General features: G+C 70.2%; 28 protein-coding genes and 4 tRNA genes. 27 read left to right on the top strand and 5 right to left on the bottom strand.

What is annotated here, in order from left to right; all coding sequences use genetic code 11:
* The first annotated feature begins 58 nt into the window (after positions 1-58).
* The 14 genes from OG206_RS13665 (at position 59) to OG206_RS13600 (ending at position 12,788) form a co-directional block, all read left to right on the top strand.
* Positions 59-460 (top strand): NADH-quinone oxidoreductase subunit A, encoded by a 402-nt coding sequence (locus OG206_RS13665; protein WP_053930253.1) that lies wholly within the window; start codon positions 59-61, stop codon positions 458-460.
* Positions 451-1,086, top strand: coding sequence for an NADH-quinone oxidoreductase subunit B (locus OG206_RS13660; protein WP_327115749.1), 636 nt, complete (start codon positions 451-453; stop codon positions 1,084-1,086). The genes OG206_RS13665 and OG206_RS13660 overlap by 10 nt, the downstream gene beginning before the upstream one ends.
* Positions 1,083-2,564 (top strand): NADH-quinone oxidoreductase subunit C, encoded by a 1,482-nt coding sequence (locus tag OG206_RS13655; RefSeq protein WP_327115747.1) that lies wholly within the window; start codon positions 1,083-1,085, stop codon positions 2,562-2,564. The genes OG206_RS13660 and OG206_RS13655 overlap by 4 nt, the downstream gene beginning before the upstream one ends.
* Positions 2,561-3,526, top strand: a complete 966-nt coding sequence (locus OG206_RS13650; protein ID WP_327115745.1) for a complex I subunit 1/NuoH family protein — start codon at positions 2,561-2,563, stop codon at positions 3,524-3,526. The genes OG206_RS13655 and OG206_RS13650 overlap by 4 nt, the downstream gene beginning before the upstream one ends.
* A complete protein-coding gene (locus tag OG206_RS13645) occupies positions 3,526-4,146 on the top strand; it encodes a NuoI/complex I 23 kDa subunit family protein (RefSeq protein ID WP_327115743.1) in 621 nt (206 codons plus the stop codon). Before OG206_RS13650 ends, OG206_RS13645 begins: the two co-directional genes overlap by 1 nt.
* On the top strand, positions 4,146-4,856 hold the full coding sequence (locus OG206_RS13640; protein WP_327115741.1) for an NADH-quinone oxidoreductase subunit J family protein: 711 nt from the start codon (positions 4,146-4,148) through the stop codon (positions 4,854-4,856). The genes OG206_RS13645 and OG206_RS13640 overlap by 1 nt, the downstream gene beginning before the upstream one ends.
* Complete coding sequence (gene nuoK / locus OG206_RS13635; protein ID WP_327115739.1) at positions 4,856-5,281, top strand: NADH-quinone oxidoreductase subunit NuoK; 426 nt, start codon at positions 4,856-4,858, stop codon at positions 5,279-5,281. The genes OG206_RS13640 and nuoK overlap by 1 nt, the downstream gene beginning before the upstream one ends.
* Positions 5,278-7,278, top strand: a complete 2,001-nt coding sequence (locus OG206_RS13630; RefSeq protein WP_327115737.1) for an NADH-quinone oxidoreductase subunit 5 family protein — start codon at positions 5,278-5,280, stop codon at positions 7,276-7,278. The genes nuoK and OG206_RS13630 overlap by 4 nt, the downstream gene beginning before the upstream one ends.
* 27 nt (positions 7,279-7,305) lie before the next feature.
* Positions 7,306-8,856, top strand: coding sequence for a complex I subunit 4 family protein (locus tag OG206_RS13625; RefSeq protein WP_327122264.1), 1,551 nt, complete (start codon positions 7,306-7,308; stop codon positions 8,854-8,856).
* Positions 8,853-10,385, top strand: coding sequence for an NADH-quinone oxidoreductase subunit N (locus OG206_RS13620; protein WP_327115735.1), 1,533 nt, complete (start codon positions 8,853-8,855; stop codon positions 10,383-10,385). The genes OG206_RS13625 and OG206_RS13620 overlap by 4 nt, the downstream gene beginning before the upstream one ends.
* A 114-nt stretch (positions 10,386-10,499) precedes the next feature.
* Positions 10,500-10,964: a large conductance mechanosensitive channel protein MscL gene (locus OG206_RS13615; protein WP_327115734.1), complete on the top strand. Its 465-nt coding sequence runs from the start codon at positions 10,500-10,502 to the stop codon at positions 10,962-10,964.
* 217 nt (positions 10,965-11,181) lie between these two features.
* Complete coding sequence (htpX, locus tag OG206_RS13610) at positions 11,182-12,045, top strand: zinc metalloprotease HtpX (RefSeq protein WP_327115732.1); 864 nt, start codon at positions 11,182-11,184, stop codon at positions 12,043-12,045.
* On the top strand, positions 12,042-12,437 hold the full coding sequence (locus OG206_RS13605) for a YccF domain-containing protein (protein ID WP_327115730.1): 396 nt from the start codon (positions 12,042-12,044) through the stop codon (positions 12,435-12,437). The genes htpX and OG206_RS13605 overlap by 4 nt, the downstream gene beginning before the upstream one ends.
* A gap of 78 nt (positions 12,438-12,515) precedes the next feature.
* Positions 12,516-12,788: a GlsB/YeaQ/YmgE family stress response membrane protein gene (locus OG206_RS13600; protein WP_327115728.1), complete on the top strand. Its 273-nt coding sequence runs from the start codon at positions 12,516-12,518 to the stop codon at positions 12,786-12,788.
* A 276-nt stretch (positions 12,789-13,064) separates the two neighbouring features.
* Here the strand turns inward: OG206_RS13600 and OG206_RS13595 are convergent, their stop codons facing one another.
* Complete coding sequence (locus tag OG206_RS13595; protein WP_099173874.1) at positions 13,065-13,553, bottom strand: YajQ family cyclic di-GMP-binding protein; 489 nt, start codon at positions 13,551-13,553, stop codon at positions 13,065-13,067.
* Positions 13,554-13,715: 162 nt separating this feature from the next.
* Here OG206_RS13595 and OG206_RS13590 point away from each other — a divergent pair.
* Positions 13,716-13,797: transfer RNA gene (locus OG206_RS13590), tRNA-Tyr, on the top strand.
* Positions 13,798-14,197: 400 nt separating this feature from the next.
* Here the strand turns inward: OG206_RS13590 and OG206_RS13585 are convergent.
* Both OG206_RS13585 and OG206_RS13580 read right to left on the bottom strand, forming a co-directional pair.
* The gene (locus tag OG206_RS13585) at positions 14,198-14,854 is read right to left on the bottom strand and encodes an SDR family oxidoreductase (protein ID WP_327115724.1); all 657 of its coding nucleotides are present in this window, start codon (positions 14,852-14,854) and stop codon (positions 14,198-14,200) included.
* A gap of 34 nt (positions 14,855-14,888) precedes the next feature.
* Positions 14,889-16,103 carry an amidohydrolase family protein gene (locus OG206_RS13580; RefSeq protein ID WP_327115722.1) on the bottom strand — a complete coding sequence of 405 codons (1,215 nt, stop codon included), beginning with the start codon at positions 16,101-16,103 and terminating at the stop codon, positions 14,889-14,891.
* Between the two features lie 296 nt (positions 16,104-16,399).
* Between OG206_RS13580 and OG206_RS13575 the strand changes: the two genes are divergently transcribed.
* From OG206_RS13575 to OG206_RS13550, 6 genes are all read left to right on the top strand, one after another.
* Positions 16,400-16,472, top strand: a tRNA-Thr gene (locus OG206_RS13575).
* Positions 16,473-16,517: 45 nt separating this feature from the next.
* Positions 16,518-16,590 (top strand) — tRNA-Met (locus OG206_RS13570).
* Between the two features lie 89 nt (positions 16,591-16,679).
* Positions 16,680-16,844 carry a 50S ribosomal protein L33 gene (gene rpmG, locus OG206_RS13565; protein WP_003956487.1) on the top strand — a complete coding sequence of 55 codons (165 nt, stop codon included), beginning with the start codon at positions 16,680-16,682 and terminating at the stop codon, positions 16,842-16,844.
* A gap of 104 nt (positions 16,845-16,948) precedes the next feature.
* On the top strand, positions 16,949-17,401 hold the full coding sequence (locus OG206_RS13560; protein WP_327115720.1) for a MaoC family dehydratase N-terminal domain-containing protein: 453 nt from the start codon (positions 16,949-16,951) through the stop codon (positions 17,399-17,401).
* Positions 17,401-17,829 (top strand): MaoC family dehydratase, encoded by a 429-nt coding sequence (locus OG206_RS13555; protein WP_327115718.1) that lies wholly within the window; start codon positions 17,401-17,403, stop codon positions 17,827-17,829. Before OG206_RS13560 ends, OG206_RS13555 begins: the two co-directional genes overlap by 1 nt.
* 180 nt (positions 17,830-18,009) lie before the next feature.
* Positions 18,010-19,065 (top strand): UDP-N-acetylmuramate dehydrogenase, encoded by a 1,056-nt coding sequence (locus OG206_RS13550; RefSeq protein ID WP_442805843.1) that lies wholly within the window; start codon positions 18,010-18,012, stop codon positions 19,063-19,065.
* A gap of 87 nt (positions 19,066-19,152) precedes the next feature.
* Here OG206_RS13550 and OG206_RS13545 read toward each other — a convergent pair whose 3' ends face one another.
* A complete protein-coding gene (locus OG206_RS13545; RefSeq protein ID WP_327115716.1) occupies positions 19,153-20,166 on the bottom strand; it encodes an adenosine deaminase in 1,014 nt (337 codons plus the stop codon).
* Between the two features lie 123 nt (positions 20,167-20,289).
* Complete coding sequence (locus OG206_RS13540; protein ID WP_327115714.1) at positions 20,290-21,516, bottom strand: pyridoxal phosphate-dependent aminotransferase; 1,227 nt, start codon at positions 21,514-21,516, stop codon at positions 20,290-20,292.
* Positions 21,517-21,729: 213 nt separating this feature from the next.
* Here OG206_RS13540 and OG206_RS13535 point away from each other — a divergent pair.
* From OG206_RS13535 to OG206_RS13510, 6 genes are all read left to right on the top strand, one after another.
* Positions 21,730-21,802: transfer RNA gene (locus OG206_RS13535), tRNA-Trp, on the top strand.
* 106 nt (positions 21,803-21,908) lie between these two features.
* Entirely contained in the window at positions 21,909-22,196 is a 288-nt protein-coding gene (gene secE / locus OG206_RS13530) for a preprotein translocase subunit SecE (protein ID WP_327115712.1), read from the top strand.
* A 73-nt stretch (positions 22,197-22,269) separates the two neighbouring features.
* Complete coding sequence (gene nusG / locus OG206_RS13525) at positions 22,270-23,145, top strand: transcription termination/antitermination protein NusG (RefSeq protein WP_327115710.1); 876 nt, start codon at positions 22,270-22,272, stop codon at positions 23,143-23,145.
* Positions 23,146-23,320: 175 nt separating this feature from the next.
* Positions 23,321-23,755 (top strand): 50S ribosomal protein L11, encoded by a 435-nt coding sequence (gene rplK / locus OG206_RS13520; protein ID WP_007445924.1) that lies wholly within the window; start codon positions 23,321-23,323, stop codon positions 23,753-23,755.
* Positions 23,756-23,837: 82 nt separating this feature from the next.
* Positions 23,838-24,560: a 50S ribosomal protein L1 gene (gene rplA, locus OG206_RS13515; protein ID WP_327115707.1), complete on the top strand. Its 723-nt coding sequence runs from the start codon at positions 23,838-23,840 to the stop codon at positions 24,558-24,560.
* Between the two features lie 144 nt (positions 24,561-24,704).
* Positions 24,705-25,613, top strand: a complete 909-nt coding sequence (locus OG206_RS13510) for a hypothetical protein (RefSeq protein ID WP_327115705.1) — start codon at positions 24,705-24,707, stop codon at positions 25,611-25,613.
* The last annotated feature ends 39 nt before the right edge of the window (positions 25,614-25,652 follow it).

Genomic DNA, 25,652 nt, shown 5'->3' with positions numbered 1-25,652 from the left:
GGGCCTAGACTCCCGTGCGTACAGACCGTCGAACAGGTTGAGGGAGCGAGGGGCGGACGTGGCGGACGTGCCGGGACCGACCGTTCTCGCGTCGGACTACTTCCAGAGCTACTCGGTGGTCGGACTGCTCGCCCTGGTCGGCGTGCTGTTCGTCGCCGTCGCCTTCGGCGCCGGCCGGCTGCTGAGGCCCGTGGTCCCGACGCCGGAGAAACTCCTCACGTACGAGTGCGGGGTGGACCCCGTGGGCGAGGGCTGGGCCCACACACAGGTCCGCTACTACGTGTACGCCTTCCTGTACGTGATCTTCGCCGTCGACTCGATCTTCCTGTTCCCGTGGGCGACGGTCTTCGCGGCACCGGGATACGGCGCGACGACGCTGGTGGAGATGTTCATCTTCCTCGGCTTCCTGGCCGTGGGACTGCTCTACGCATGGAAGAAGGGCGTCCTCGAATGGGCGTGACGAGCCGGCCGAACCCGGAACCCCCCGTTTCGCTGCCCGATCCGACGCTGCTGCCCGAGCCGAAGAAGCTCGGCGTGCTGTCCCGGCTCGCGCCCGAACCGATGAAGGTGGTCCTCAACTGGGGCCGCCGCTACAGCCTCTGGGTCTTCAACTTCGGACTCGCCTGCTGCGCCATCGAGTTCATCGCGGCCTCCATGGCACGGCACGACTTCATCAGGCTGGGCGTCATCCCCTTCGCCCCCGGCCCCCGGCAGGCCGACCTGATGATCGTGTCCGGCACCGTGACGGACAAGATGGCGCCTGCCGTCAAGCGGCTCTACGAGCAGATGCCCGAACCGAAGTACGTCATCTCCTTCGGCGCCTGTTCCAACTGCGGCGGGCCCTACTGGGATTCGTACTCCGTGACGAAGGGCGTCGACCAGATCATCCCCGTCGACGTGTACGTCCCCGGCTGCCCGCCCCGGCCCGAGGCGCTCCTGCAGGGCATCCTCAAGCTCCAGGAGAAGATCGCCCGCGAATCGCTCGCCGACCGGTACGCCGGCGAGGACACCGCCCGCCCCTCGGCCGCCGCACTGCGCAGCGGCCTCGTCGCTGCCCCCAAGACACCGGGGGAGGAGCGGACGTGACCGCCGCCGAGCTCTACGGCCGGCTGCCCGACGCCGCCGCCGACGTCTTCGGCCCGGAAGCCACCGCCGCCCGTGCCTACGACCTGCTGACGGTCGACGTCCCCGCCGCCTCCTGGATCCCCGCCCTCGAAACGGTCCGCGACGACCTTGGCTGCACCTATTTCGACTGGCTGAGCGCGGTCGACGAGCCGGGCACCGGCTTCCGTGTCTGCGCCCACGTCGCTGCGCTCGGCGACGGCACCGTCCGGCGCCTGCTGGTCCGTACGACCGTTCCGCACGAAGCGGCCACCCTGCCGAGCGCCATCGGCGTCTACGCGGGTGCGGCATGGCACGAACGTGAGACACACGAGATGTTCGGCATCGGCTTCGAGGACCACCCTCACCTGGTGCCGCTGTTGCTGCCCGAGACCTTCGAGGGCCACCCGCTGCGCAAGGACTTCGTCCTGGCCGCCCGGGTCGCCAAGGCATGGCCGGGCGCGAAGGAGCCGGGCGAGTCCGAACACGGCGGGCCCAAGCGGCGCACGATGCTGCCGCCCGGTGTCCCCGACCCGAACGAATGGGGCCCGCTCAAGGGCCAGCTCCCGCCCGCCCCGGCCCGCCCGGCCAGGGGCGCCCGCGCGGCGGGCGACCGGCCGGTGCGCCGGGCGCGTACCGCGGGCGACGGTTCGGCAGCGCAACGACAGGCCACGGCACCGGACACGGCGGGAACCCCGGGCGCACCGGCCCCGGACGCAGCGGCCCCGGACGCAGCGGCCCCGGACGCAGCGGAGACCCCGCGGACGGCGCCGCCCCGGCGCAGCCGCAGCGCTTCCCAGGGCTCTGCCAGCCAGGTCACCGGCGCGGATCCGGCACAGCAGCCGGCCGGTGAACCGGGACCGGACGCGGGTACGGGTCCGGATACGACTGCGGGGCCGGACACGGGCGCGGGTCGGGACACCGCCGCGCGCGGCGCCGGTACGGACGCGGGTACGGGCTCGGGTCCGAGCGGCCCTGAGTCCGATGCGACCGGCGCGGACACCGCACGGAACCGCGGGGAAGCGGCACGGCCCAAGGGGGCAGCCGGCAGCGCGGACGCACCCTGGCACGACGCACGCCCGGCGTTCGACACCACCCCGAAGCGGCCCGAGCGGGCGGAACGGCCCGAGGGGCCTCCGGGGCGGGAGCGCGAGGCTGCAACGTCCTCGGAGTCGGGGCCGGAGCCGGAGGCCGCAAGGTCCCCGGAGCCGGAGCGCGAGGCCGTACCGGAGGCCGAGCGAGAGCCGGAGCGCGACCCCGAGCGACCGCCCGCCCCCGAAACCGACCCCGCCCCCGAAACCGACCCCGCCCCCGGAACCGACCCCGGGTTCCGACCGGACCCGGTTCAGGACGGCGACCCGGCCCCCGAAGCTGATCCCGCGCCCGGGCCGGGCCCCGACTCCTCGTCCCGTAAAGACCGTTCCACCGGTCCCGACCGCCCCGCCGGAGGCGATACCGCGTGAACGACGTACTCGACGTCGCCCTCCGCCTCGTCATCGTCTTCGCCGTGTTCATGGTCGCCCCGCTCCTCGTGGGGCAGGCCGAGCACAAGGTGATGGCGCACATGCAGGGCCGCCTCGGTCCCATGTACGCGGGCGGGTTCCACGGCTGGGCCCAGCTTGTCGCGGACGGTGTGAAGTTCGCGCAGAAGGAAGACGTCGTACCGGCCGACGCGGACCGCCGTATCTTCCAGCTCGCGCCCGCCGTCGCCCTGCTGCCGTACCTCCTCGTGATCGTGGCCATTCCGATCGGCCCCGGCGATGGGGCGGTCGGCCAGGTCGTCGACGCGGGCATCTTCTTCGTGCTCGCGGTCCTGGGCGTCGGCGTGCTCGGCTCGCTCATGGCGGGCTGGGCCTCGGCCAACAAGTTCTCGCTCCTCGGCGGCCTCCGCACCGCCGCACAACTGCTCGCGTACGAACTGCCGATGCTGCTCGCCGCCGCGTCCGTGGCCATGGCGGCGGGCACCGTGTCGCTTCCCGGCATCCTCGACGCCTTCGAGTGGTGGTGGGTGCCCTGGCAGATCGTGGGCGCCCTGGTCTTCTTCGTGGCGGGGCTCGCCGAACTCCAGCGCCCGCCCTTCGACATGCCGGTCGCGGACTCGGAGATCATCTTCGGCGCGTACACCGAGTACACGGGCCTGCGCTTCGCCCTGTTCCTGCTCGCCGAGTACGCCGGGATCGTCGTCCTGTGCGGGCTGACGACCGTCCTCTTCCTCGGTGGGTGGCACGGGCCTTTCGCCGACGGCCTGGGCTGGGTCTGGACCCTGCTCAAGGCCGCAGTCCTCGCCTTCGTGGTCATCTGGCTCCGGGTCACCTATCCCCGCCTGCGCGAGGACCAGTTGCAGAAGCTCGCCTGGACCACGCTCATCCCCCTCGCCCTGGCGCAGATCGCGCTCACCGGCATCGTGAAGGTGGCGATCAACTAGTGCCCCCGATCCCCGGTTCAGGCCTGGCCAAGGGCCTTGCCGTCACCCTGCGGACCATGACGAAGCGGACGGTCACCGCCCAGTACCCGGACGTCCAGCCCGAACTGCCGCCCCGTACCCGCGGCGTCATCGGGCTGTTCGAGGAGAACTGCACGGTCTGCATGCTCTGCGCCCGTGAGTGCCCCGACTGGTGCATCTACATCGACTCCCACAAGGAGACGATGCCGGCCGCCGCTCCCGGCGGCCGTGAGCGCAGCCGCAACGTCCTGGACCGCTTCGCCATCGACTTCGCCCTCTGCATGTACTGCGGTATCTGTATCGAGGTGTGTCCCTTCGACGCACTGTTCTGGTCTCCCGAGTTCGAGTACGCGGAGACGGACATCCACGAACTCACCCACGAGCGCGACAAGCTCCGTGAGTGGATGTGGACCGTCCCCGAACCGCCCGCACTCGACCCGGCCGCCGAGGAGCCCAAGGAGATCGCCGCCGCACGCAAGGCGGCCGAGAAACTCCAGGCCCAGGAAGCACAGGACACACAGGCTGCCCGGGAAGCCGAGAGGGCGCAGGGCGCACCCGAGGCCCGGCCGGGCCGGGCAGCGGAACAGGAAGGGCAGGAGTGATGTTCGCCGCCACGGCCGGACACTCCGGTTTCCTCTCACCGACCGGTGTCGAGATCGCCTTCGTCCTCGTCGGCCTCGCCACCCTCGGCGCCGCGCTGATCACCGTCACGACCGAACAGCTCGTGCATGCGGCGTTGTGGCTCGTGGTCGCCCTCGGCGGTATCGCGGTGGAGTACCTGCTCCTGACGGCCGAGTTCATCGCATGGGTCCAGGTCCTGATCTACGTCGGTTCCGTCGTCGTCCTCCTCCTCTTCGGGCTGATGCTCACCAGAGCCCCCATCGGCCGTTCCCCGGACGCCGATTCGGACAACCGGTGGGTCGCGCTCGGTGTCGCCGTCGCCGCGGCCGCCGCACTCGTCTGGGTCGTCGTCGACGCCTTCCGCACCACCTGGATCGATCTGGACGGGCCCGCCCAGGGTTCCACCAAGGTCTCCGGCGAGTTCCTCTTCCGGCACTGGGTACTGCCCTTCGAGGCGCTCTCCGTCCTGCTGCTCGCGGCCCTCGTGGGCGCCATCGTCCTGTCCCGCAAGGGCCGACAGGACCCGCCTGGCCTACAGGGCCTGCAGGGCCCGCAGGGCCCGCAGGGCCCGCAGGGCCGGCAGGGCCGGCAGACAAGGCCGGCCGGGCGCGCCGGGCAGGCCACGCAGGCAGGCCAGGACCCTGAGCACCGCGGGGGCCGCAGTGACGCCCACCGGGAGGACCAGAGCTGATGCACCTCGCCTATCCGGTCGTACTCGCCGTCCTCCTCTTCTGCACCGGGCTGTACGGAGTGCTCGCCCGCCGCAACGCGATCCTCGTCCTGATGTCCGTCGAGCTCATGCTCAACGCCGTCAACCTCAACCTGGTCGCCTTCGACGTCTGGCTGCGCGACGCCCTGCACGCGGGCCAGGCCCTCACCCTCTTCACCATCGCGATCGCCGCGGCCGAGATCGGCATCGGACTCGCGATCGTCCTCGCAGTCCACCGCAACCGCGGCACCTCGGACGTCGACCGCCTCCGCGACACCGCGGAGACCGACGAGGCCGAAGCACTCCCCGACGACCCCGACGCGCAATCCGACGGGGCAGCCCCCGGCACCACTGACCAGGCCACTGCCACGGCAGGGAAGGCAAAGAAGGCTGAGGCCACCGCGTGACCACCACGACCCTCGCCGTCCTCGTCCCCCTCCTCCCGTTCCTGGGCGCCGCAGCAGGCCTTCTCCTCGGGCGGACCGCACCCGGCTTCGTCCGGCCCGTCGCCGTCCTTCCGACCCTCGTGGCCGCCGTGTGCGCCGTCGTCGTCGCCGCACGCCAGGGCGGCGGCCCCGCCATCGACGCCTCGACCCGGTACACCCCCACCGGTTCCGTGCCGATCGACCTGTCCCTGCACCTCGACGGCTTCGCCGTCCTCGTCGCCGTCCTCGTAGGGCTCGTCGCCACCTGCGTCCAGATCTACTCGACCGCGTACCTCAAGGGCGATGCCCGCTACCCCTCGTACGCGGCGCTCGTCTCCCTCTTCACCTCCGCGATGCTGCTCGTCGTCTACTCCGGCGACCTGATGGTGCTCCTCGTCGGCTGGGAGATCATGGGCATCTGCTCGTACTTCCTCGTCGGCCACTACTGGGAGACCCCCGAGGCCCGCGCCGCCTCGCTCAAGGCCTTCCTCGTCACCAAGCTCGGCGACGTGCCCTTCCTCATCGGCCTCTTCGCGCTCGCCGCCGACACCGGTACGTTCCGGATCACCGGGATCCTGGCGGCCGTCGGCAACGGGGGGCTCGACCACCCCACCCTCGTCGCGCTGCTGCTTCTCGCGGGTGTCGCCGGCAAGTCCGCCCAGTTCCCGCTGCACACCTGGCTGCCCGACGCGATGGCCGGCCCCACCCCCGTCTCCGCGCTCATCCACGCGGCGACGATGGTCGCCGCCGGTATCTACTTCGTCGCCCGCCTCCTCCCCGTCTTCGCCGCCTCGGGTGCTGCCCTGGTCGTCCTCGCCGTGATGGCGGCCGTGACGATGATCGGCTCCGGACTCGCCGCCCTCGCGCAGGACGACATCAAGCGCGTGCTCGCCTACTCGACCATCGGCCAGCTCGGCTACATGTCCGGCGCCCTGGCCGTCGGCGACCGCGGGGCGGCCGTCTTCCACCTGATGTCCCACGGTGCGTTCAAGGCAGTCCTCTTCCTGGCCGCCGGTGTGGTGATCCACGCGACGGGCACCAACTCACTCGCCGCCATGTCCCGCATGGGCGGGCTGGCCAAGCGCATCCCCGACGCCTACTGGACGATGACCGTCGCCCTCCTCGCACTGGCCGCCATCCCCCCGTTCGCCGGCTTCTTCTCCAAGGAGGCGGTCCTCGTCGCCGCCGAACACACCGCCTTCGGAGACCGTCACGTCGCACCGGCCGCGGCCGGCTGGACCGTCCTCGTCGCCGGACTCGTCGCGGCGGCCCTCACCGCCGCCTACGCCACCCGACTGTGGCTCCTGGTCTTCCGCGGACACGGCCCCGAGGCCCCGGACCACGGCAAGCAGCCCGTCGCGATGACCTCCGTGCTCTGGGTCCTCGCCGTCCCGACCATTGCCCTCGGCCTCGCCGTCGGCACGCTCACCGACTGGTTCGACGGACACAGCCTCGCCCCTTCCCTCACGACTGCCGTCCTGTCCACCGGCGTCGGACTCGTCGGCGGACTCGTCACCTACGGGGCATGGCGCCACACCACGGCCCTCGCGGGACGACCCCCGGTCGGCGCGGTCGCCGCCCACCCCGATGCCGAACCAGCGCTCGTGGAGGCCGAGGCGATGACCTCGCACACCGCGGCGTACGGCACGATCGCGGACGCCCGGGACCCGTCGGACCCCGGCCGGCTGCTGCTCGGCCCCCTCCACCGTTACGCGGTCACCGGCTTCCACCTGGACGCGCTGTACACCGCGGTGTTCGTCCGCCCCGTCCGGGCAGCGGCCCTGCTGGTCCGCTTCCTGGACCGCGAGGTCATCGACACCTACGTACGCGGCTCGGGCAGCATCGCCCGCGGACTCGGCACCCTGGTCCGCCGCGCCCAGACGGGCAACGTGCAGACCTACCTGAGTGCGCTGCTCGCCGGAACCCTCGTCCTGGCGATCGCCGCCGCCGTCCTTGCCAACGTCTACGCCGGGGCGTGAGCCGTGTTCGATATCAGCGCATCAGTGATGCAGTTCCTTCTGGCGTTCATCGTGGTCGTCCCCCTGCTGGGAGCGGTCGCCGCGCTCCTGCCCGCCCCGCCCGGGCTCAAGGGCAGGAACCCGGACCAGGCCGTGCTCCGCCACGGAGTGACCGTCACCGGGGCCGTGCTCCTCGCCGCACTGGTCCTGGCCGCGGGTTTCGACCACGACCACCCGTCGAAGATGCAGGCCACCACCGACATCAGCTGGATCCCGGCACTCGACGTCCGGATCCACCTCGGTACCGACGGCATCTCGCTCCCCCTTCTCGTGCTGACCGCGCTGCTGACCTTCCTGTGCGCGCTCTACAGCTACTTCAAGCTCCCCGCAGGCCCCTCCCCGAAGGCCTTCGTCGCGCTGGTCCTGCTCCTCGAGTCCGGCACACTCGCGACCTTCGCCGTCCTCGACCTGCTGCTGTTCTTCCTGGCCTTCGAGATGGTCCTCATCCCGATGTACTTCCTCATCGCCCGCTGGGGCGGCGACCGGAAGCAGCCCGCCGCCTGGAAATTCATCCTGTACACCCTGCTCGGATCCGTGATCATGCTGCTGGGGCTGCTCCTCGTCGGGCTGAAGAGCGGCACATTCGACATGGTGGCACTCGCCACTGACAACGGCCGCGGTCTCACCACGTCCGTGCAGGTCATCGCCGTACTGGCGATCGGGATCGGCCTCGCGGTGAAGACTCCGATGTGGCCACTGCACACCTGGCTGCCCGACGCCCACACCGCGGCCCCGACCGTGGGCTCCGTCCTGCTCGCCGGCGTCATGCTGAAGATGGGTACGTACGGGTTCGTCCGCATCCTGCTCCCCGTCGCCCCCGACGGGATGCGGACCTTCGCGCCGTACCTGGCGGCCTTCGCCGTCGTAGGGATCATCTACGGATCGCTCGCCTGCCTCGCCCTCGCCCGCCCCGGGGCAAAGGGCGACCTGAAGCGCCTGATCGCCTACTCGTCCGTGGGCCACATGGGCTTCGTGCTCCTCGGCATCGCGACGATGACCCCCACCGGCGTGAACGGCGCGCTCTTCGCCAACATCGCCCACGGGCTGATCACCGGCCTGCTGTTCTTCCTGGTCGGCGCCGTCAAGGACCGCTACGGCACGGCGGACCTCGACACCCTGGCCGGCGCCACGGGAGCCGCCCTCTACGGCCGCGCGCCCCGCCTCGGCGGCCTTCTCGCCTTCGCCGCCGTCGCCTCGCTCGGGCTCCCCGGTCTCGCCGGTTTCTGGGGCGAGATGCTCACCCTGTTCGGCGCCTTCGACCCCGCCGAGGGACTGAGCCGCCCCGCCTTCCTCACGTACATGTCCCTCGGCGCCCTCGGCACCCTCCTCACCGCGGCCTACATGCTCATCGTCGTACGCCGCGTCTGCATGGGAGAGAAGCGTGAGCGGACCGAGGCCGTCGCCGACATCCAGAGCTACGAGTTCGCCGCCTGGACCCCGCTCGCCGCACTGACCGTCCTCGCCGGACTCTGGCCCGCCGTCCTCCTCGGCCTCACCGACCCGGCCGTGCAGAAGCTCCTCGCAGGAGGCAAGTCGTGACCGTGGCAGCCGACAGCGCAACCGGGGCGGCGAGCCTCGTCCAGTCCGTCGACTGGCTCGCGATCGCACCCCCCGTCGTCACGGCGGGGGTGGCCCTCCTCGTCCTCGTCACCGACCTCTTCGTCAGCGAGCGGCGCAAACCGCTCCTCGGCTACGGGGCCGTCGCCGGGCTCGTCGTCGCGCTCGCCCTGCTCATCCCCCTGCGCGCAGGGGACCGCTCCACCTTCTGCCTCACCGACGCCGGCGCCTGCAGCTACACCGCCGACCACTTCGCGCTCGTCATCCAGGCCCTCGTACTCGGCGGAGCCCTGCTCACCGCTCTGCTCTCGGTCGGGGACACCCGCAAGCTCCCGGCGGGCGAATTCTGGTTCCTGCTGCTCTCCTCCGCCGCGGGTGCCGCGCTCCTGCCCGCCGCCCGGGACCTCGCCACGCTCGTCGTGGCCCTCGAAGTCGCCTCGCTCCCCGCGTTCGCCCTGGTCGGCATCAAGCGCGGCGACCGGCGCTCCTCGGAAGCGGCCCTGAAGTTCTTCCTCTCCTCGGTCGTCGCCACTGCCGTCATGCTCCTCGGCGTCAGCTTCGTCTACGCCACCACCGGCACCATGCACCTCACCGAGATCGCCGCCCGGCTCGACGACGTACCGGGGCAGTTCCAGACCCTCGCCGGGACCGGGGTCGTCCTCACTCTCGTCGGCTTCGCCTTCAAGACGGCCGCGGCGCCCTTCCACTTCTGGGTTCCCGACACCTACGTCGGAGCACCGCTCCCCATCGCCGCCTACCTCTCGGTCGTCGGCAAGGCGGTGGGCTTCTCCGGACTGGTGCTCGTCACGGTGATCGGCTTCCCGTCCTACGCCGACGTGTGGGGCCCCGTCCTTGCCGTCCTCGCCGCCCTCACCATGACCATCGGCAACGTCGCCGCACTCCGGCAGACGGCGACCCGTGCCCGCAGCGCCGTACGCATCCTCGCCTGGTCGTCCGTAGGACAGGCCGGATACCTCCTCGTCCCGATCGCCGCGGCCGCGTACTCCAGCGACGCCCAGATCGGCTCCACCGTGGCCTACGCGCTCATGTACGCGGTGGTGAACCTCGGCGCCTTCTCGGTGGCCGCCCTCGTCGCCCGCACCCACCCGGGCAACCGCCTGAGCGACTACCGGGGTCTGTACGCCACACGCCCCCTGGCCGCGCTCGCGATGGGCTTCTTCCTGCTCTGCCTGGCCGGTCTGCCGCCCGGGATCATCGGTCTCTTCGCCAAGGTGACGGTCTTCTCCGCAGCGGTCGACGCGGGGCTCGGCTGGCTCGCGGTCGTCATGGCCGTCAACGTGGTGATCGCGCTGTACTACTACCTGCGATGGACCGCGGAACTCTTCAGGACCCCCGGGACCGACGCCGCCACCGAAGAGACCCCGGCTGCTCCCGGGCACCGGGTCCCCGCCCCGCTCACAGCTGCGATCGCCCTCACCGCGGTAACGGGAATCACACTCTCCGGCGCTCCCCAGCTCATCCTCCGCGTCGCCGCCGTCAGCCTCTTCTGACCGCTGCCGCCCACGGCCGACCGGCTTGCCCGGCGCGCCGCGCTCAGGGCATGGTCGTGCGTGCACACGTCACCGACGAAGAGCACGCACGAAGAGCACAGAGGAGCCAGAGCGGTGCTGAACGGGTTCAAGGACTTCATCCTCCGCGGGAACGTCATCTCCATGGCCATCGGCCTCGCCGTCGGAGCCGCCTTCACCGCGGTGGTCACGGGCTTCAGCAACGCGTTCATCCTGCCGCTGATCGGGATCTTCACCCGTGGGGCAGGTGACTACAGCAAGGCCCACTACACCGTCGACGGCGTGGAATTTCCCTACGGCCTCTTCGTCAGCGCCGCCATCGCCTTCCTCATCACCGCCGCGGTCCTGTACTTCCTGGTCGTCCTCCCGATGACCAAGGTCCAGAACCGCTTCACGGCCAAGCAGGATCAGGAGAAGGCCGACATCAAGGCCGCCCTGCGCGACTGCCCCCGCTGCTTCACCGAGATCCCCGCCATCGCCAGCCGCTGCGCCCACTGCACCAGCGACGTCGAGCCCGACGCGCAGGCCCGCGCGCTCGCGGGACTGCCCGCCCAGCGCTGACGCGCATCACGGGCCCCCGGGCCCGCACGAGGACGCTTTCCACCCGTACGGCCCAGGGGCGGATCCGATCGGATCCGCCCCTTCCGCCGTTGCCCCGGCGCCCGGGCACAAGGGAACTAGCTTCCGTCGCCTGGCGTTGACCAGTGAGGGAGGCTCCACTGGAGAGTGGAGCACCACTGAGCAAGGGTCCCCCTGCCGCACCACTTGGAGGGCTACCGTGCACCGCCGGCACAACGGGCTGAAAACCGCTGTACTCCTCGGGGGCCTGTCGGCCCTCATCATCGTCATCGGCAGCTTCTTCGGACGCACCGGGCTGATCGTGGCGCTGGTCGTCGCCGTCGCCACCAACGCCTACGCGTACTGGAACAGCGACAAGCTCGCCCTGCGCGCCATGAGGGCACGCCCGGTCAGCGAGTTCGAAGCGCCGCAGCTCTACCGCACGGTCCGCGAGCTCTCGACCGCGGCCCGACAGCCCATGCCCCGGCTCTACATCTCGCCGACGCAGGCACCCAACGCCTTCGCGACAGGCCGCAACCCCCGGAACGCGGCCGTGTGCTGCACCGAGGGCATCCTGCAGATCCTCGACGAACGCGAGCTGCGCGGCGTCCTCGGACACGAGCTGAGCCACGTCTACAACCGCGACATCCTCATCTCCTCCGTCGCGGGCGCCCTCGCCTCCGTCGTCATGTTCCTCGTCAACTTCGCGTGGCTCATCCCCATAGGGCGGTCCGACGACGACGACGGCCCGGGTCTCCTCGGGATGCTCCTGGTGCTCATCCTCGGCCCCCTCGCCGCCTCGGTCATCCAGCTCGCCGTGAGCCGTTCCCGCGAGTACCAGGCAGACGCGTCCGGGGCCCAGCTCACCGGCGACCCGCTCGCTCTGGCGAGCGCCCTGCGCAAGCTGGACGCCGGCACCAAACAGCTTCCGCTCCCACCCGAACCACGGATCGAGACCGCGAGTCACATGATGATCGCGAACCCGTTCCGTCCCGGCCAGGGCCTGTCCAAAATGTTCTCCACCCACCCGCCCATGGCCGAACGCATCGCCCGACTCGAGCAGATGGCAGGGTATCGACCGTGAAGACAATCCTGAACGTCATTTGGCTGGTCCTGTGCGGATTCTGGATGTTCCTCGGCTACATCGCCGCAGGGCTCCTGCTCTGCATCACGATCATCGGCATCCCCTTCGGCCTGGCAGCGTTCCGCATCGGCGTCTACGCCCTCTGGCCCTTCGGCTACAGCGTCGTCGACCGCTACGACGCCGGAGCCCCCTCACTCATCGGCAACGTCCTCTGGGTGATCCTGGCGGGCTGGTGGCTGGCGCTCGGCCACATCTTCACCGGCATCGCGCTGTGCGTCACGATCATCGGCATCCCCCTCGGCATCGCGAACTTCAAGCTGATCCCCGTCTCGCTGATGCCCTTCGGCAAGGAGATCGTCCGCAGCGACGACCAGCCGTTCGCGGCGCGCTGAACCACATCCGACCGGCAACCGCACTCGTCATGCAGGCGTCCTGGCTTGCAGGAACAAGTGACGGGTAGGTACGCCAACATGAGCATCATCAGCTGGATCATCCTCGGGCTGCTGGCCGGCGCCATAGCCAAGCTGCTTCTGCCGGGCCGCGACCCCGGCGGCATCCTCGGCACGACCCTGATAGGCATCGTGGGCGCCTTCCTGGGCGGCTGGCTGTCGTCCCGCTTCCTCGACCGCCCCATCAGCACGGACTTCTACGACACGGCCACGTGGGTAGCGGCCATCGCCGGCTCCCTGGTGCTGCTGATCGCCTACAGGCTGCTCTTCGGCAACTCCCGCGAACGCCGCTGACCTTCACGCCTGTGCGGCTCCGTGTGCCACGCAGCGGACGCCGGACGAGGCTGCCCAGGGCGTGTCGGAGCGCGTCAGGGCGCCTCAGGGCATACGGAGGAACGCAAGGGCGCGTGTGCGTGCGCACCTTCGGGCGGACGGGCATGGGGCATGATGGCGGCGCCCCCATGCAGACACGGGCGCCCAGCGACGCCCGGGGGCACGAGAACGGGGCGGCCGCGCCGATCAGGCACACCCCGCCCCGCCCCCGCACCGCAGCACACGGCTGCGAACCGTCTACCGGTAGTTGGCGAACTGCACGGCGAAGTCGAGGTCCTTGCCCTTGATCAGCGCCTGCACCGCCTGGAGGTCGTCGCGGCTCTTGGAGCTGACGCGCAGCTCCTCGCCCTGGACCTGCGCCTTGACGCCCTTGGGGCCCTCGTCGCGAATGATCTTCGCCACCTTCTTGGCGTTCTCCTGGGAGATGCCCTCCTCGATCGAGGCGAAGATCTTGTACTCCTTGCCGGACAGCTGCGGCTCGCCCGCATCCAGCGACTTCAGGGAGATCCCGCGCTTGATCAGCTTGGACTGGAAGATGTCGAGGATCGCCTTGACGCGCTCCTCGCCGTTCGCCTCCATCAGGATCTTCTCGCCGGACCAGGAGATCGACGCGCCCGTCCCCTTGAAGTCGTAGCGCTGGGAGATCTCCTTGGCGGCCTGGTTGAGGGCGTTGTCGACCTCCTGCCGCTCGACCTTCGAGACGATGTCGAAACTGGAGTCGGCCATGACGTGTGGCTCCTTGCGTCGTATGCGTTGGGTACGGCACAAAGCCTAGCCACCCCCGCCCGCGCCCGGCGCTGATCAATCAGGTGGCGTAGCACCCCTGGGCATCGGGTATCGTTTACGTCGTCGCCAAGGAGTCCGCAAGGACTTCAACGCGTCGTTCGAGGCGGTGTGCCCGAGTGGCCAAAGGGAGCAGACTGTAAATCTGCCGGCTCAGCCTACCCAGGTTCGAACCCTGGCGCCGCCACAGGACGGGAAACCCCGTCCGACCTGCTTAAACCACAGGTCGGGCGGGGTTTCTGCATGTGTGCAGGTCGGACCATGGAGCGCGCCGACCGGCCCAGGAATCCCACCCTTGGTCAAGAGTGTCCCCCCAGTCGCCCCCGGGGATGGGCTCACTCCGGCTCGTTCCACTCCCGCAGCGCCGCGTCGCTCCGGTTGTGGGCCGCTGCTGGGTCTTGCGCTCAGGAGCTTGGCAACCAGTGGCTGACGGAGCCGAGTTGCGGGTCCCGGGCAGGACGGACGCCGCAAGTGGGCGTTGCCGCGCCGCTCAGGGCCCGTGCGCGGCCCGGTGTGCGCCGTGTTCAGGTCGCACACGGTCACACACCGGTCGTCCGCCGCGTCCCGTTCGCCGCCCAGGCCGGGCGTCAGTTCCCCGCGATGTCCTTCACCGCGACCGCCACCGGCTTGTTCCCGCTGATGAGTTCCAGCGTCAGGCCCGCCGTCGCCGGGGTGTCCAGCAGTTCCAGCAGTACCGCCGCCACGTCGTCGCGGGGGATCGGTCCACGGCCCGTCGAGGCGGCGAGCTGGACCAGGCCGGTGCCCGCGTCGTTCGTGAGCATCCCGGGGCGCAGGATCGTCCAGTCCAGACCGGACCTGGAGCGTACGTACGCGTCCGCCTCCCCCTTCGCCCGCAGGTAGAGGTCGAACACCTCGTCGCCGGGGTGGTGGGGGTCGGCTCCCATGGACGAGACGACGATGTAGCGCCGCACCCCCGCCCGCTCCGCCGCGTCCGCGAAGAGCACGGCCGCCCCGCGGTCCACCGTGTCCTTGCGCGCCGACCCGCTGTTCGGACCCGCGCCGGCTGCGAAGACCGCCGCGTCCGCTCCCCGCAGCGCCTCCGCCACCTCCTCGACGGACGCCGATTCGAGGTCGAGGACGACGGGTTCCGCCCCCGCCTCCCTCAGATCCTCGCTCTGTCGCGGGTTGCGGATGACGCCCACCGCCTCGTCACCGCGCGCGGCGAGCAGACGCTCGAGCCGCAGCGCGATCTGACCATGTCCACCTGCAATGACAATGCGCATGTTTCCGACGGTACGCCGCACCGGGCGCTCGCGCTCAAGGCCCACCGCCGTGGCCGGAATCCACCCTTCCCTGGCGAGGAAGGTCCAGTCCGGAAGCCGCCCCCGAGTCCCGGTACTCACGTACGGCGCTGGTCCGCGCCACGACGCGCCCGCGGTGCACCACGATCCGGCTGTACGCCAGCGAGAGCGCCCCTGCCAGGCCGTCCCCGCGCACGGCGAGCAGTTCCGCGGGGAAACCGGCCTCGACGCGCACCCCGGGCAGGCCCAGCGCAGCCCTGGCAGTGGCCGAGACGGCGTCGTACGCCTGCTGGGGGGTGAGGCCTTGTTGCGAGGCGAGCAGATAGGCGGCCTCCAGCGGATCGCCCCGGCCGACCGGGTTCGAGCCGTCGCGCAGGGCCCCGCTGCCTGCGGCGACCCGTACCCCCGCGGCCCGCAGCAGCCGCACGGGCGGGGTGCCGCGCGTCCGGGAGCCCGAGCACAGGCCCTGGGGGAGACAGATCACGGTCACGGAGGCGGCGGCGAGCCGGTCGGCCGCGCGGGCGGCCTCCTCGTCCGGAAGCCTCGAGAGGCCCGCGCAGGGCCCCAGGCAGACGCCGGGGCGGAGTCCGGCGGCCATGGCCGCGAGCCGGGTGAGGCCGGCGGGGTCGTCACCCTCCGTGTGCAGGTCGACCGGCAGGCCGTGCGCGGCGGCGAGGTCCAGGACCGCCTCGAGGTGGCCGGCGGGGTCCGGGTCGAGGTCGGGGCAGCCGCCGATCACGCCCGCGCCCATCTCCACGGCGTCGCGGAGCCGGGCGAGGCCGTCGGCGCCCGCGACGCCGGTGAGGATCCGGGGAACGGCCACGGCGGTCAGGTCGGTCAGGCCTCGCAGGGAGCGGCCGGCCTCCAGCACGGCTTCGAGCGCACCCGGCCCCCGGGCATCGCCCACGCGCACGTGGGCGCGCAGAGCGGTGGCGCCGTGGCTGAGCTGGAGCAGTGCCGCTTCCGTGGCTCGGCGACGGACGTCCTCCGGGCGGTGGGACGCCGGGCCGCCCGCGGTGAGTGCCGTGTCGGGGTGTGCGTGCGGTTCGGCGGGCGCGGGCAGCAGGAGGTAGCCGCGCAGGTCGAGCCGCCTCCCCACGGTGCGGAGGCTGCCCGCCGTGCCGACCGCCTCGATGCGTGGCCCGCTGATCCGTACGTCGACGGCGCGCCCGTCGGCGAGCCGCGCCCCGCTGAGCAGGAGCGCGGGCGCGTCGCTGGGGCCTTCGGACATCGTGCCGCTCCTGGGGGCAAGCAAGATCACGCAGAGAGTGCGCCGAGCCTAGGCGGGGCCGCGGCCCCGGGCGCGGAGGGCGAGTTAGTCGTACGAATGCGGTCCGCGTGGGGCGGGCGGGGCAGCGGGGGCAGCCCGGCTTGGCGGGAACCCCGCGGACGCGGTGTACGAGCTGATCAAGGCCCTGATCAGGGGGCCGATCGCACGACTCGGCGGAACGTCTCCTGAGGGGCCGGTGAGGGCGGGGGAAACGGATTTGGGCGTCGGCGACAGACCGTGTAATGTCTTCCTCGCTCGCCCCAATAGCTCAGTCGGTAGAGCGTCTCCATGGTAAGGAGAAGGTCTGCGGTTCGATTCCGCATTGGGGCTCTGGTGATCGGGTGACTCCGCTTCGGCGGGGAAACCCGTCATCAAAGCGGTGTAGCTCAGTCGGTAGAGCAAGCGGCTCATAATCGCTGTGTCACCGGTTCAAGTCCGGTCACCGCTACTAACGGTAGCCGATTGTGGGGTCGGTCCTTCGATCGGCTACTCTTTTATGCGTTCATCCGTCCATCCGTCCGTCCAAGGAGCACTCACGTGGCTGCCACCGACGTCCGCCCGAAGATCACGCTGGCCTGCGTGGAGTGCAAGGAGCGGAACTACATCACCAAGAAGAACCGGCGTAACAACCCGGACCGTCTTGAGATGAAGAAGCACTGCCCGCGCTGCAACTCGCACACTGCGCACCGCGAAACGCGCTGAAACAGGCTCGTACACGAGGCCGTCCCCACTGGGGGCGGCCTCGTGTCGTTTTATTGGGTTGTTCCTCGCCCTATTCGACTTTTTCATCAGGAGGTAGCGGGCTCATGGCGCTCGACCAGTCCTTCGTGGGGCGGACCTATCCGCCCACCCCGGCGTACGAGGTCGGCCGGGAGAAGATCCGGGAGTTCGCGGAAGCGGTGGGCGACACCAACCCCGCGTACGTCGACACGGAGGCCGCCAAGGCTCTGGGGCACCCGGATGTGATCGCACCGCCCACATTCGTGTTCTCGATCACCTTCAGAGCGGCGGGTCAGGTCATCGAGGACCCGCAGCTGGGACTGGACTACAGCCGTGTCGTGCACGGCGACCAGAAGTTCGCGTACACCCGCCCCGTGCGGGCGGGCGACCGGCTGGCCGTCACCTCGACCATCGAGGCCATCAAGTCGATGGCCGGCAACGACATCGTCGACATCCGCGGCGAGGTCCACGACGAGTCCGGTGAGCACGTCGTGACCGCGTGGACGAAGCTGGTGGCCCGTGCCGCCGAGGAGGCGTGATGACGGCGAGCATCGCCTACGGAGCGGTCGAGGTCGGTACGGAGCTGCCCGCGCAGTCCTTCCCCGTCACCCGCGCGACCCTGGTCCAGTACGCCGGTGCCTCGGGTGACTTCAACCCGATTCACTGGAACGAGAAGTTCGCACGCGAGGTCGGGCTGCCCGACGTGATCGCGCACGGCATGTTCACCATGGCCGAGGCGGTCCGCGTGGTCACGGACTGGGCCGGCGACCCGGGCGCGGTCGTCGAGTACGGGGTGCGGTTCACCAAGCCCGTCGTCGTGCCGAACGACGACACCGGGGCGCTGGTCGAGGTCAGCGGCAAGGTCGCGGCGAAGCTGGACGACAACCTCGTGCGGGTCGATCTGACCGCGATCAGCGACGGCAAGAAGGTGCTGGGCATGTCCCGCGCCGTCGTCCGCCTGGCCTGACGTACCGCCGTCCGCGTCGGCCGCGGACGCGCACAGGGCGCTCTCGTCATGAGGGCGCCCTGCGCGCGTCCGGGGCACGACCGAGGCCCCACCCGCCCGCCGCGACGCCGGCCCGGCCCAGGAGCGGCACCCCCGTGGCCCCGCCCGGCCGACGCGGCCACGGACCGTACTCTTGTCCCCGTGCACGAACTCCACGATGCCCCCCTCGCCCCCCTGACCACCTTCCGGCTCGGTGGCCCGGCCGACCGACTCCTGACGGCCACCACCGACGCGGAGGTGGTCGCCGCCGTCCGCGAAGCCGACGCGAGCGGCACCCCGCTGCTGATCATCGGCGGGGGATCCAACCTGGTCATCGGCGACAAGGGCTTCGACGGCACCGCGCTGCGCATCGCCACCGAGGGTTTCGAGCTCACCGGCACGACGCTCGAACTGGCCGCCGGTGAGGTCTGGACCGACGCCGTCGCCCGCACCGTCGAGGCCGGCCTGGCGGGCCTCGAATGTCTCGCCGGGATCCCCGGGTCCGCCGGCGCGACACCGATCCAGAACGTCGGGGCCTACGGGCAGGAGGTGTCCTCGGTGATCACCGAGGTCGTCGCCTACGACCGGCACACCCGCGAGACGGTCACCCTTTCCAACGAGGCGTGCGCCTTCTCGTACCGCCACAGCCGCTTCAAGGCCGAACCCGACCGCTTCGTCGTCCTGCGCGTCCGTTTCGGGCTGGAGGACGCGGGCGGGCTGTCCGCACCCCTGAGGTATCCGGAGACCGCCCGCGCCATGGGCGTCGAGCAGGGCGACCGGGTGCCCGCCGAGGCGGCGCGCGAGACGGTTCTGAGCCTGCGGGCGGGCAAGGGCATGGTGCTCGACCCGGAGGACCACGACACCTGGTCGGCCGGGTCCTTCTTCACCAACCCCGTCCTCGACGAGGCGGAGTACGCCGCGTTCCTCGTCCGTGCGGAGGACCGGCTGGGCGGCGACGTGACGCCGCCCGCGTTTCCCGCCGGCGAGGGACTGGTGAAGACCTCCGCCGCGTGGCTGATCGACAGGGCGGGGTTCACCAAGGGCTACGGGACGGGACCCGCGCGCATCTCCACCAAGCACACGCTCGCCCTCACCAACCGGGGCGACGCCACCACCGAGGACCTGCTGGCCCTGGCCCGCGAGGTCGTCGCAGGGGTCCACGAGGCCTTCGGGGTCACGCTCGTCAACGAACCGGTGACGGTCGGCGTCAGCCTGTAACCGCCGCCCACGCGGTCGCACGGTCCGCACGCACCAGCGCAGGGCGGCGGGCCGGCCGCAGGTCCGCCGTCACCCAGCCGGACGGCCTCAGCCGAGGAGCCAGGCGTCGATGCCGCCGAGCATCTTCTCCCGCACCTCCACGGGCGCCACGGAGCCGCGTACCGACTGCCGCGCGAGCTCGGCCAGTTCCTCGTCGGTAAAGGCGTGATGGCGGCGTACGAGGTCGTACTGCGCCGCCAGGCGCGAGCCGAACAGCAGCGGGTCGTCCGCCCCCAGCGCCATCGGCACCCCCGCGTCGAACAAAGTGCGCAGGGGTACGTCGTCGGGCTTCTCGTAGACGCCGAGCGCGACGTTGGACGCCGGGCAGACCTCGCACGTCACCCCGCGCTCCGCGAGCAGTGACATGAGCCGGGGGTCCTCGGCGGCCCGCACGCCGTGTCCGACCCGGGAGGCGTCGAGGTCGTCCAGGCAGTCCCGGACGCTGGACGGGCCCGAGAGCTCCCCGCCGTGCGGTGCGGCGATCAGCCCGCCCTCGCGGGCGATGGCGAAGGCCCGGTCGAAGTCGCGCGCCATTCCGCGCCGCTCGTCGTTGGAGAGCCCGAAGCCGACCACTCCCTGGTCGGCGTACCGCACGGCGAGCCGGGCCAGCGTGCGGGCGTCCAGCGGGTGCTTCATCCGGTTCGCCGCGATCACCACCCGGATCCCCAGCCCCGTCTCGCGGGCCGCGCGGTCCACGGCGTCCAGGATGATCTCGATGGCCGGGATGAGCCCGCCGAGCAGGGGGGCGTACGAGGTCGGGTCGACCTGGATCTCCAGCCACCCGGAGCCGTCCGCGACGTCCTCCATCGCGGTCTCGCGCACGAGCCGCTGGATGTCCTCCGGCTCGCGCAGGCAGGACCGGGCGATGTCGTAGAGACGCTGGAAGCGGAACCAGCCCCGCTCGTCCGTGGCCCGCAGCTTGGGCGGCTCGCCGCCGGTCAGCGCCTCGGGCAGGTGGACGCCGTACTTGTCCGCGAGTTCGAGCAGGGTCGTCGGCCGCATCGACCCGGTGAAGTGCAGGTGCAGATGGGCCTTGGGCAACAGCCGTACGTCACGCTCCATTGAAGGATCTTGCCGCACGCGAGGGGTGCGGCGGTAGCCGGATCCCCTTGTGAGTTACCCCTCGAACAAAAAGGTGACCCCCGACCGGAGCCGGGAGTCACCTTCGTGGGTGGGCGCTCCGCGTCAGTCGCGGGCCTCGCCCAGCAGCTTCTGGAGCCGCGAGATGCCCTCGACGAGGTCGTCGTCGCCCAGGGCGTACGACAGCCGGAGGTAGCCGGGCGTGCCGAACGCCTCACCGGGCACGACGGCGACCTCGGCCTCGTCCAGGATCAGGGCCGCGAGCTCGACGGAGTCCGCGGGGCGCTTGCCGCGGATCTCCTTGCCGAGCAGCTCCTTCACGGACGGGTAGGCGTAGAACGCGCCCTCGGGCTCGGGGCAGAGCACGCCGTCGATCTCGTTCAGCATGCGCACGATCGTCTTGCGGCGGCGGTCGAACGCGCTCCGCATCTCGGCGACGGCGTCCAGGGGGCCGGAGACCGCGGCCAGCGCGGCGGCCTGGGCGACGTTGCTGACGTTGGACGTGGCGTGCGACTGCAGGTTCGTCGCGGCCTTCACGATGTCCTTGGGGCCGATGATCCAGCCGACCCGCCAGCCGGTCATGGCGTAGGTCTTGGCGACGCCGTTGACCACGATGCACTTGTCGCGCAGCTCGGGCACGACCGCGGGGAGCGAGGTGAAGGACGTGTCGCCGTAGACGAGGTGCTCGTAGATCTCGTCCGTCATCACCCACAGCCCGTGCTCGACGGCCCAGCGGCCGATCGCCTCGGTGCCGGCCTCGTCGTACACGGCGCCGGTCGGGTTGGACGGCGACACGAACAGGACGACCTTCGTACGCTCGGTACGGGCCGCCTCCAACTGCTCGACCGAGACCCGGTACCCGGTGGTCTCGTCGGCCACGACCTCGACCGGCACACCGCCGGCGAGACGGATCGACTCGGGGTAGGTCGTCCAGTACGGCGCCGGGACGATGACCTCGTCACCCGGGTCCAGGAGCGCGGCGAACGCCTCGTAGATGGCCTGCTTGCCGCCGTTGGTCACGAGGATCTGGGAGGCGTCGACCTCGTAACCGGAGTCGCGCAGCGTCTTCGCGGCGATGGCGGCCTTGAGCTCGGGAAGTCCGCCCGCGGGGGTGTAGCGGTGGTACTTCGGGTTGCGGCACGCCTCGATCGCGGCGTCGACGATGTAACCAGGGGTCGGGAAGTCGGGCTCGCCGGCGCCGAACCCGATCACCGGACGCCCGGCGGCCTTGAGGGCCTTGGCCTTTGCGTCGACGGCGAGGGTGGCGGACTCGGAGATCGCACCGATGCGGGCCGAGACCCGGCGCTCGGACGGAGAAGTTGCAGCGCTCATGCCCCCATGCTCGCAGACCGGAAAACCCCGGAGCACAGCGGTTTCAGGGACCGGACAGCACTCGGACAGCATCCGGACAGGACCGGTCGGTTGTTGTCTGTTCGACGCGGCGCCCCTGAGCACGTACACTCACCTGTCGTTGGCCTTCATCAGCCGAACCGTCTTCCCCACCGGCCCACCGGTGAAGATGCGGTAGGTTGGTGGAATCCACAAAGGGTCGTAGCTCAATTGGTAGAGCACTGGTCTCCAAAACCAGCGGTTGGGGGTTCAAGTCCCTCCGGCCCTGCTACACACTCCTCCGCCAGGATGTGTGCGCATGTACGTACTTCAATGCACCGCCGTGCGGCTCCACCGGGCGCGGCACGGCCATGACCCGGAATCAGGTGAGTAGCGTGACGGACGCCGTGGGCTCCATCGACATGCCTGATGCCGAGGACGAAGCCCCCGAGTCGAAGAAGAAGGCCCGGAAGGGCGGCAAGCGCGGCAAGAAGGGCCCTCTGGGCCGTCTCGCGTTGTTCTACCGCCAGATCATCGCTGAGCTCCGCAAGGTCGTATGGCCGACGCGCAACCAGCTCTCGACCTATACGGCCGTGGTGATCGCATTCGTGGTCGTGATGATCGGTCTCGTCACCGTGATTGACTTCGGATTCGCGCGGGTCATCAAGTACGTCTTCGGCTGATCCCGCGGAGGGCGCCTCATCGGCGCCCCTTTCGCATGTTCCACCCATATGTATCCAGGAAGAAGCAGCCATCGTGTCTGACCCGAACCTGAACGACGACGCCGAGCCCACGGCGAGCGCCGTCGAGTCCGCCGAGGACGAGCTCGACATCGTCGAGGCGGCGGATGCCGTGGCCCCGGACCAGGTCGAAGCTGCTGACGCCGCCGAGGACGAGCAGGCCGAGTCCGCCGAGGACGACGCTGTTTCCGACGAGGACGGGTCCGACGAGGACGACGAGGACGACGAAGCGGTCGCCACCGAGGACGAGGAAGACGTCGAGGAGGCCGAACCGGTCGACCCCGTCACCGCCCTGCGCGACGAGCTCCGCGGACTTCCCGGCGAGTGGTACGTCATCCACACGTACGCCGGTTACGAGAAGCGCGTGAAGGCCAACCTGGAGCAGCGCGCCGTCTCGCTCAACGTCGAGGACTTCATCTACCAGGCCGAAGTGCCCGAGGAAGAGATCGTCCAGATCAAGAACGGCGAGCGCAAGAACGTCCGCCAGAACAAGCTCCCGGGTTACGTCCTGGTGCGCATGGACCTGACGAACGAGTCGTGGGGCGTCGTCCGCAACACGCCCGGCGTCACCGGCTTCGTCGGCAACGCCTACGACCCGTACCCGCTGACGCTGGACGAGATCGTCAAGATGCTCGCCCCCGAGGCCGAGGAGAAGGCGGCCCGCGAGGCGGCCGAGGCCGAGGGCAAGCCGGCTCCCGCCCGCAAGGTCGAGGTCCAGGTGCTGGACTTCGAGGTCGGCGACTCGGTCACCGTCACCGACGGCCCGTTCGCGACACTGCAGGCGACGATCAACGAGATCAACGCCGACTCGAAGAAGGTCAAGGGCCTCGTCGAGATCTTCGGCCGCGAGACCCCGGTCGAGCTCAGCTTCGACCAGATCCAGAAGAACTGACGCTTTCCGTCAGCTTCCGGACACATGCCTATCGAGCAGGTCAGACCGGCTTCGCAGCCTGTCTGACCTGCTCGTTTTTGGTCGCGCGACTGTACCCGTTATCGTTGTGCGGTATGCCTCCATCCGGATGACCGGAATGGCGGCGAAACACTCTCACTAGGACCCGGAGAGAGCAATGCCTCCCAAGAAGAAGAAGATCACGGGGCTTATCAAGCTCCAGATCAACGCCGGTGCGGCCAACCCGGCACCGCCGGTCGGCCCCGCACTGGGCCAGCACGGCGTCAACATCATGGAGTTCTGCAAGGCCTACAACGCCGCGACCGAGTCGCAGCGTGGCATGGTCGTGCCGGTGGAGATCACGGTCTACGAGGACCGCTCCTTCACCTTCATCACGAAGACTCCGCCGGCCGCCAAGCTGATCCTCAAGGCCGCGGGTGTGGACAAGGGCTCCGGCGAGCCGCACAAGACCAAGGTCGCCAAGCTGACGGCTGCCCAGGTCCGCGAGATCGCCACGACCAAGCTCCCCGACCTGAACGCCAACGACCTCGACGCCGCGTCGAAGATCATCGCTGGCACCGCCCGTTCCATGGGCATCACGGTCGAAGGCTGAGTCAGCCCCGTAGCCCCTCAGTGGTAGGACCAAGCGCTGGTCCGCACCACGACTCCACACTCTGAAAACCACAGGAGCAGAAGTGAAGCGCAGCAAGAACCTCCGCGCTGCGGACGCGAAGATCGACCGGGAGCGCCAGTACGCCCCGCTCGAGGCCGTCCGTATCGCCAAGGACACCGCCACCACGAAGTTCGACAGCACCGTCGAGGTCGCGTTTGCCCTGGGTGTAGACCCGCGCAAGGCCGACCAGATGGTCCGTGGCACCGTGAACCTCCCGCACGGCACCGGCAAGACCGCCCGGGTCCTGGTCTTCGCGACCGGTGACCGTGCTGCGGCCGCGGAAGCCGCGGGCGCCGACATCGTCGGCGCCGACGAGCTCATCGACGAGGTGGCGAAGGGCCGTCTGGACTTCGACGCCGTCGTCGCCACGCCGGACCTCATGGGCAAGGTCGGCCGCCTGGGCCGCGTGCTCGGTCCGCGTGGTCTGATGCCGAACCCGAAGACCGGCACCGTCACCCCCGATGTCGTCAAGGCTGTCAACGACATCAAGGGCGGAAAGATCGAGTTCCGCGTCGACAAGCACTCGAACCTGCACTTCATCATCGGAAAGACCTCTTTCGATGACACGAAGCTGGTCGAGAACTACGGCGCGGCCCTGGAGGAGATCCTCCGTCTGAAGCCGTCCGCCGCGAAGGGTCGCTTCATCAAGAAGGCGACCATGAGCACGACGATGGGCCCCGGCATCCCGCTGGACGCCAACCGCGTGCGCAACCTCCTCGTCGAGGAGGACCCGGCCGCCGTCTGAAGCTGACGGTGGTCGCGGATCGCGTGACCGAGGACCGTCCCCCCGCTGCTCTCCGGAGCGGTGGGGGGACGGTTTTTTCATGCGCGGCCTGTCAGTGGGGTGCGTTACCGTTCAACGGTTCGACAACATACATAGGGGTGGGGCATGAGTATGTCGGCATGGAGGCGGGCGGGCGTCTCGCTGACGCTGGCGGTCGTGGTCGCTGGAGTTGCAGGCTGCCAGAGCGGTGAGAAGAAGCCGGCGGCGGGTGCGGCGAAGTCGGAAGCGCCGGTGACAGAGGTGTTGACGGCCGCGTACAAGAAGACCGCGGCCGCGAAGTCGGCCAAGGTGCACATGACGGTCACCTCGCCTGCCGCCGCCGGCGGCACGATGGAGATGGACGGCACGATGGGCTGGGGACCCACCGTGATGGACATGACCATGAAGGGCGAGGCGCTCCAGGCCGCTCCGGACGCACCGGAGCAGGTCCGCATGATCATGGCGGACAACGTCATGTTCATGGACATGGGTGCCTCGGCCGCCGCCGAGATGGACGGCAAGCGCTGGATGAAGATGGACCTGGGTGCCATCGCGAAGGCATCCGGGAACGCCGCCGCGCAGAAGCAGATGACCCGTGGCCTGGAGGGGATGAACCAGGACCCGGCGCAGCAGCTGGCGCTGCTCCTGGAGTCTCCGAATCTCAAGCGCGTCGGCGCCGAGAAGATCGGTGGGGTCGCGACGCAGCACTACAAGGGCTCGCTCTCGGTCGCCGAGATGCTGTCTGCCGACAAGTCGCTCGACGTCCTGTCGGCCGAGGAGCGCAAGGCGCTGCTCGCCAACGTGAAGAAGAGCGGGATCACGGGCTACGACACCGAGGTCTGGGTCGACGAGGACGGTTACCCGAGGCGTATGAACGTCGGGGTGGACAACCCGCAGGGCGAAATCACCGTGGTCGCCGACTACTCGGACTACGGTGCCGGTGTGGCCGTCGAGGCGCCGCCCGCGGGCGAGACCTTCGATCTGATGGAGATGCTGAAGGGGGCCGGACAGGGGACGGGCCCCACGACCACCTGATCCGTCGGTGCCGTGCGAGGACGGGCCCCCGCGACCTCT

It is taken from the genome of Streptomyces sp. NBC_01341 (assembly GCF_035946055.1).
Classification (GTDB): domain Bacteria; phylum Actinomycetota; class Actinomycetes; order Streptomycetales; family Streptomycetaceae; genus Streptomyces.
The sequence above is the reverse complement of the archived record's forward strand: the minus strand, read 5'-3'. Positions and strand labels throughout refer to the sequence as shown.

What these genes read in the sequence shown, in the direction of transcription:
- OG206_RS13660 (WP_327115749.1), top strand. Translation starts at nt 451, where the DNA reads ATGGGCGTGACGAGCCGGCCGAACCCGGAACCCCCCGTTTCGCTGCCC.
- OG206_RS13640 (WP_327115741.1), top strand. Translation starts at nt 4,146, where the DNA reads ATGTTCGCCGCCACGGCCGGACACTCCGGTTTCCTCTCACCGACCGGT.
- nuoK (WP_327115739.1), top strand. Translation starts at nt 4,856, where the DNA reads ATGCACCTCGCCTATCCGGTCGTACTCGCCGTCCTCCTCTTCTGCACC.
- OG206_RS13625 (WP_327122264.1), top strand. Translation starts at nt 7,306, where the DNA reads ATGCAGTTCCTTCTGGCGTTCATCGTGGTCGTCCCCCTGCTGGGAGCG.
- OG206_RS13600 (WP_327115728.1), top strand. Translation starts at nt 12,516, where the DNA reads ATGAGCATCATCAGCTGGATCATCCTCGGGCTGCTGGCCGGCGCCATA.
- OG206_RS13595 (WP_099173874.1), bottom strand. Translation starts at nt 13,553, where the DNA reads ATGGCCGACTCCAGTTTCGACATCGTCTCGAAGGTCGAGCGGCAGGAG.
- OG206_RS13585 (WP_327115724.1), bottom strand. Translation starts at nt 14,854, where the DNA reads ATGCGCATTGTCATTGCAGGTGGACATGGTCAGATCGCGCTGCGGCTC.
- OG206_RS13580 (WP_327115722.1), bottom strand. Translation starts at nt 16,103, where the DNA reads ATGTCCGAAGGCCCCAGCGACGCGCCCGCGCTCCTGCTCAGCGGGGCG.
- OG206_RS13560 (WP_327115720.1), top strand. Translation starts at nt 16,949, where the DNA reads ATGGCGCTCGACCAGTCCTTCGTGGGGCGGACCTATCCGCCCACCCCG.
- OG206_RS13555 (WP_327115718.1), top strand. Translation starts at nt 17,401, where the DNA reads ATGACGGCGAGCATCGCCTACGGAGCGGTCGAGGTCGGTACGGAGCTG.
- OG206_RS13545 (WP_327115716.1), bottom strand. Translation starts at nt 20,166, where the DNA reads ATGGAGCGTGACGTACGGCTGTTGCCCAAGGCCCATCTGCACCTGCAC.
- OG206_RS13540 (WP_327115714.1), bottom strand. Translation starts at nt 21,516, where the DNA reads ATGAGCGCTGCAACTTCTCCGTCCGAGCGCCGGGTCTCGGCCCGCATC.
- rplK (WP_007445924.1), top strand. Translation starts at nt 23,321, where the DNA reads ATGCCTCCCAAGAAGAAGAAGATCACGGGGCTTATCAAGCTCCAGATC.
- OG206_RS13510 (WP_327115705.1), top strand. Translation starts at nt 24,705, where the DNA reads ATGAGTATGTCGGCATGGAGGCGGGCGGGCGTCTCGCTGACGCTGGCG.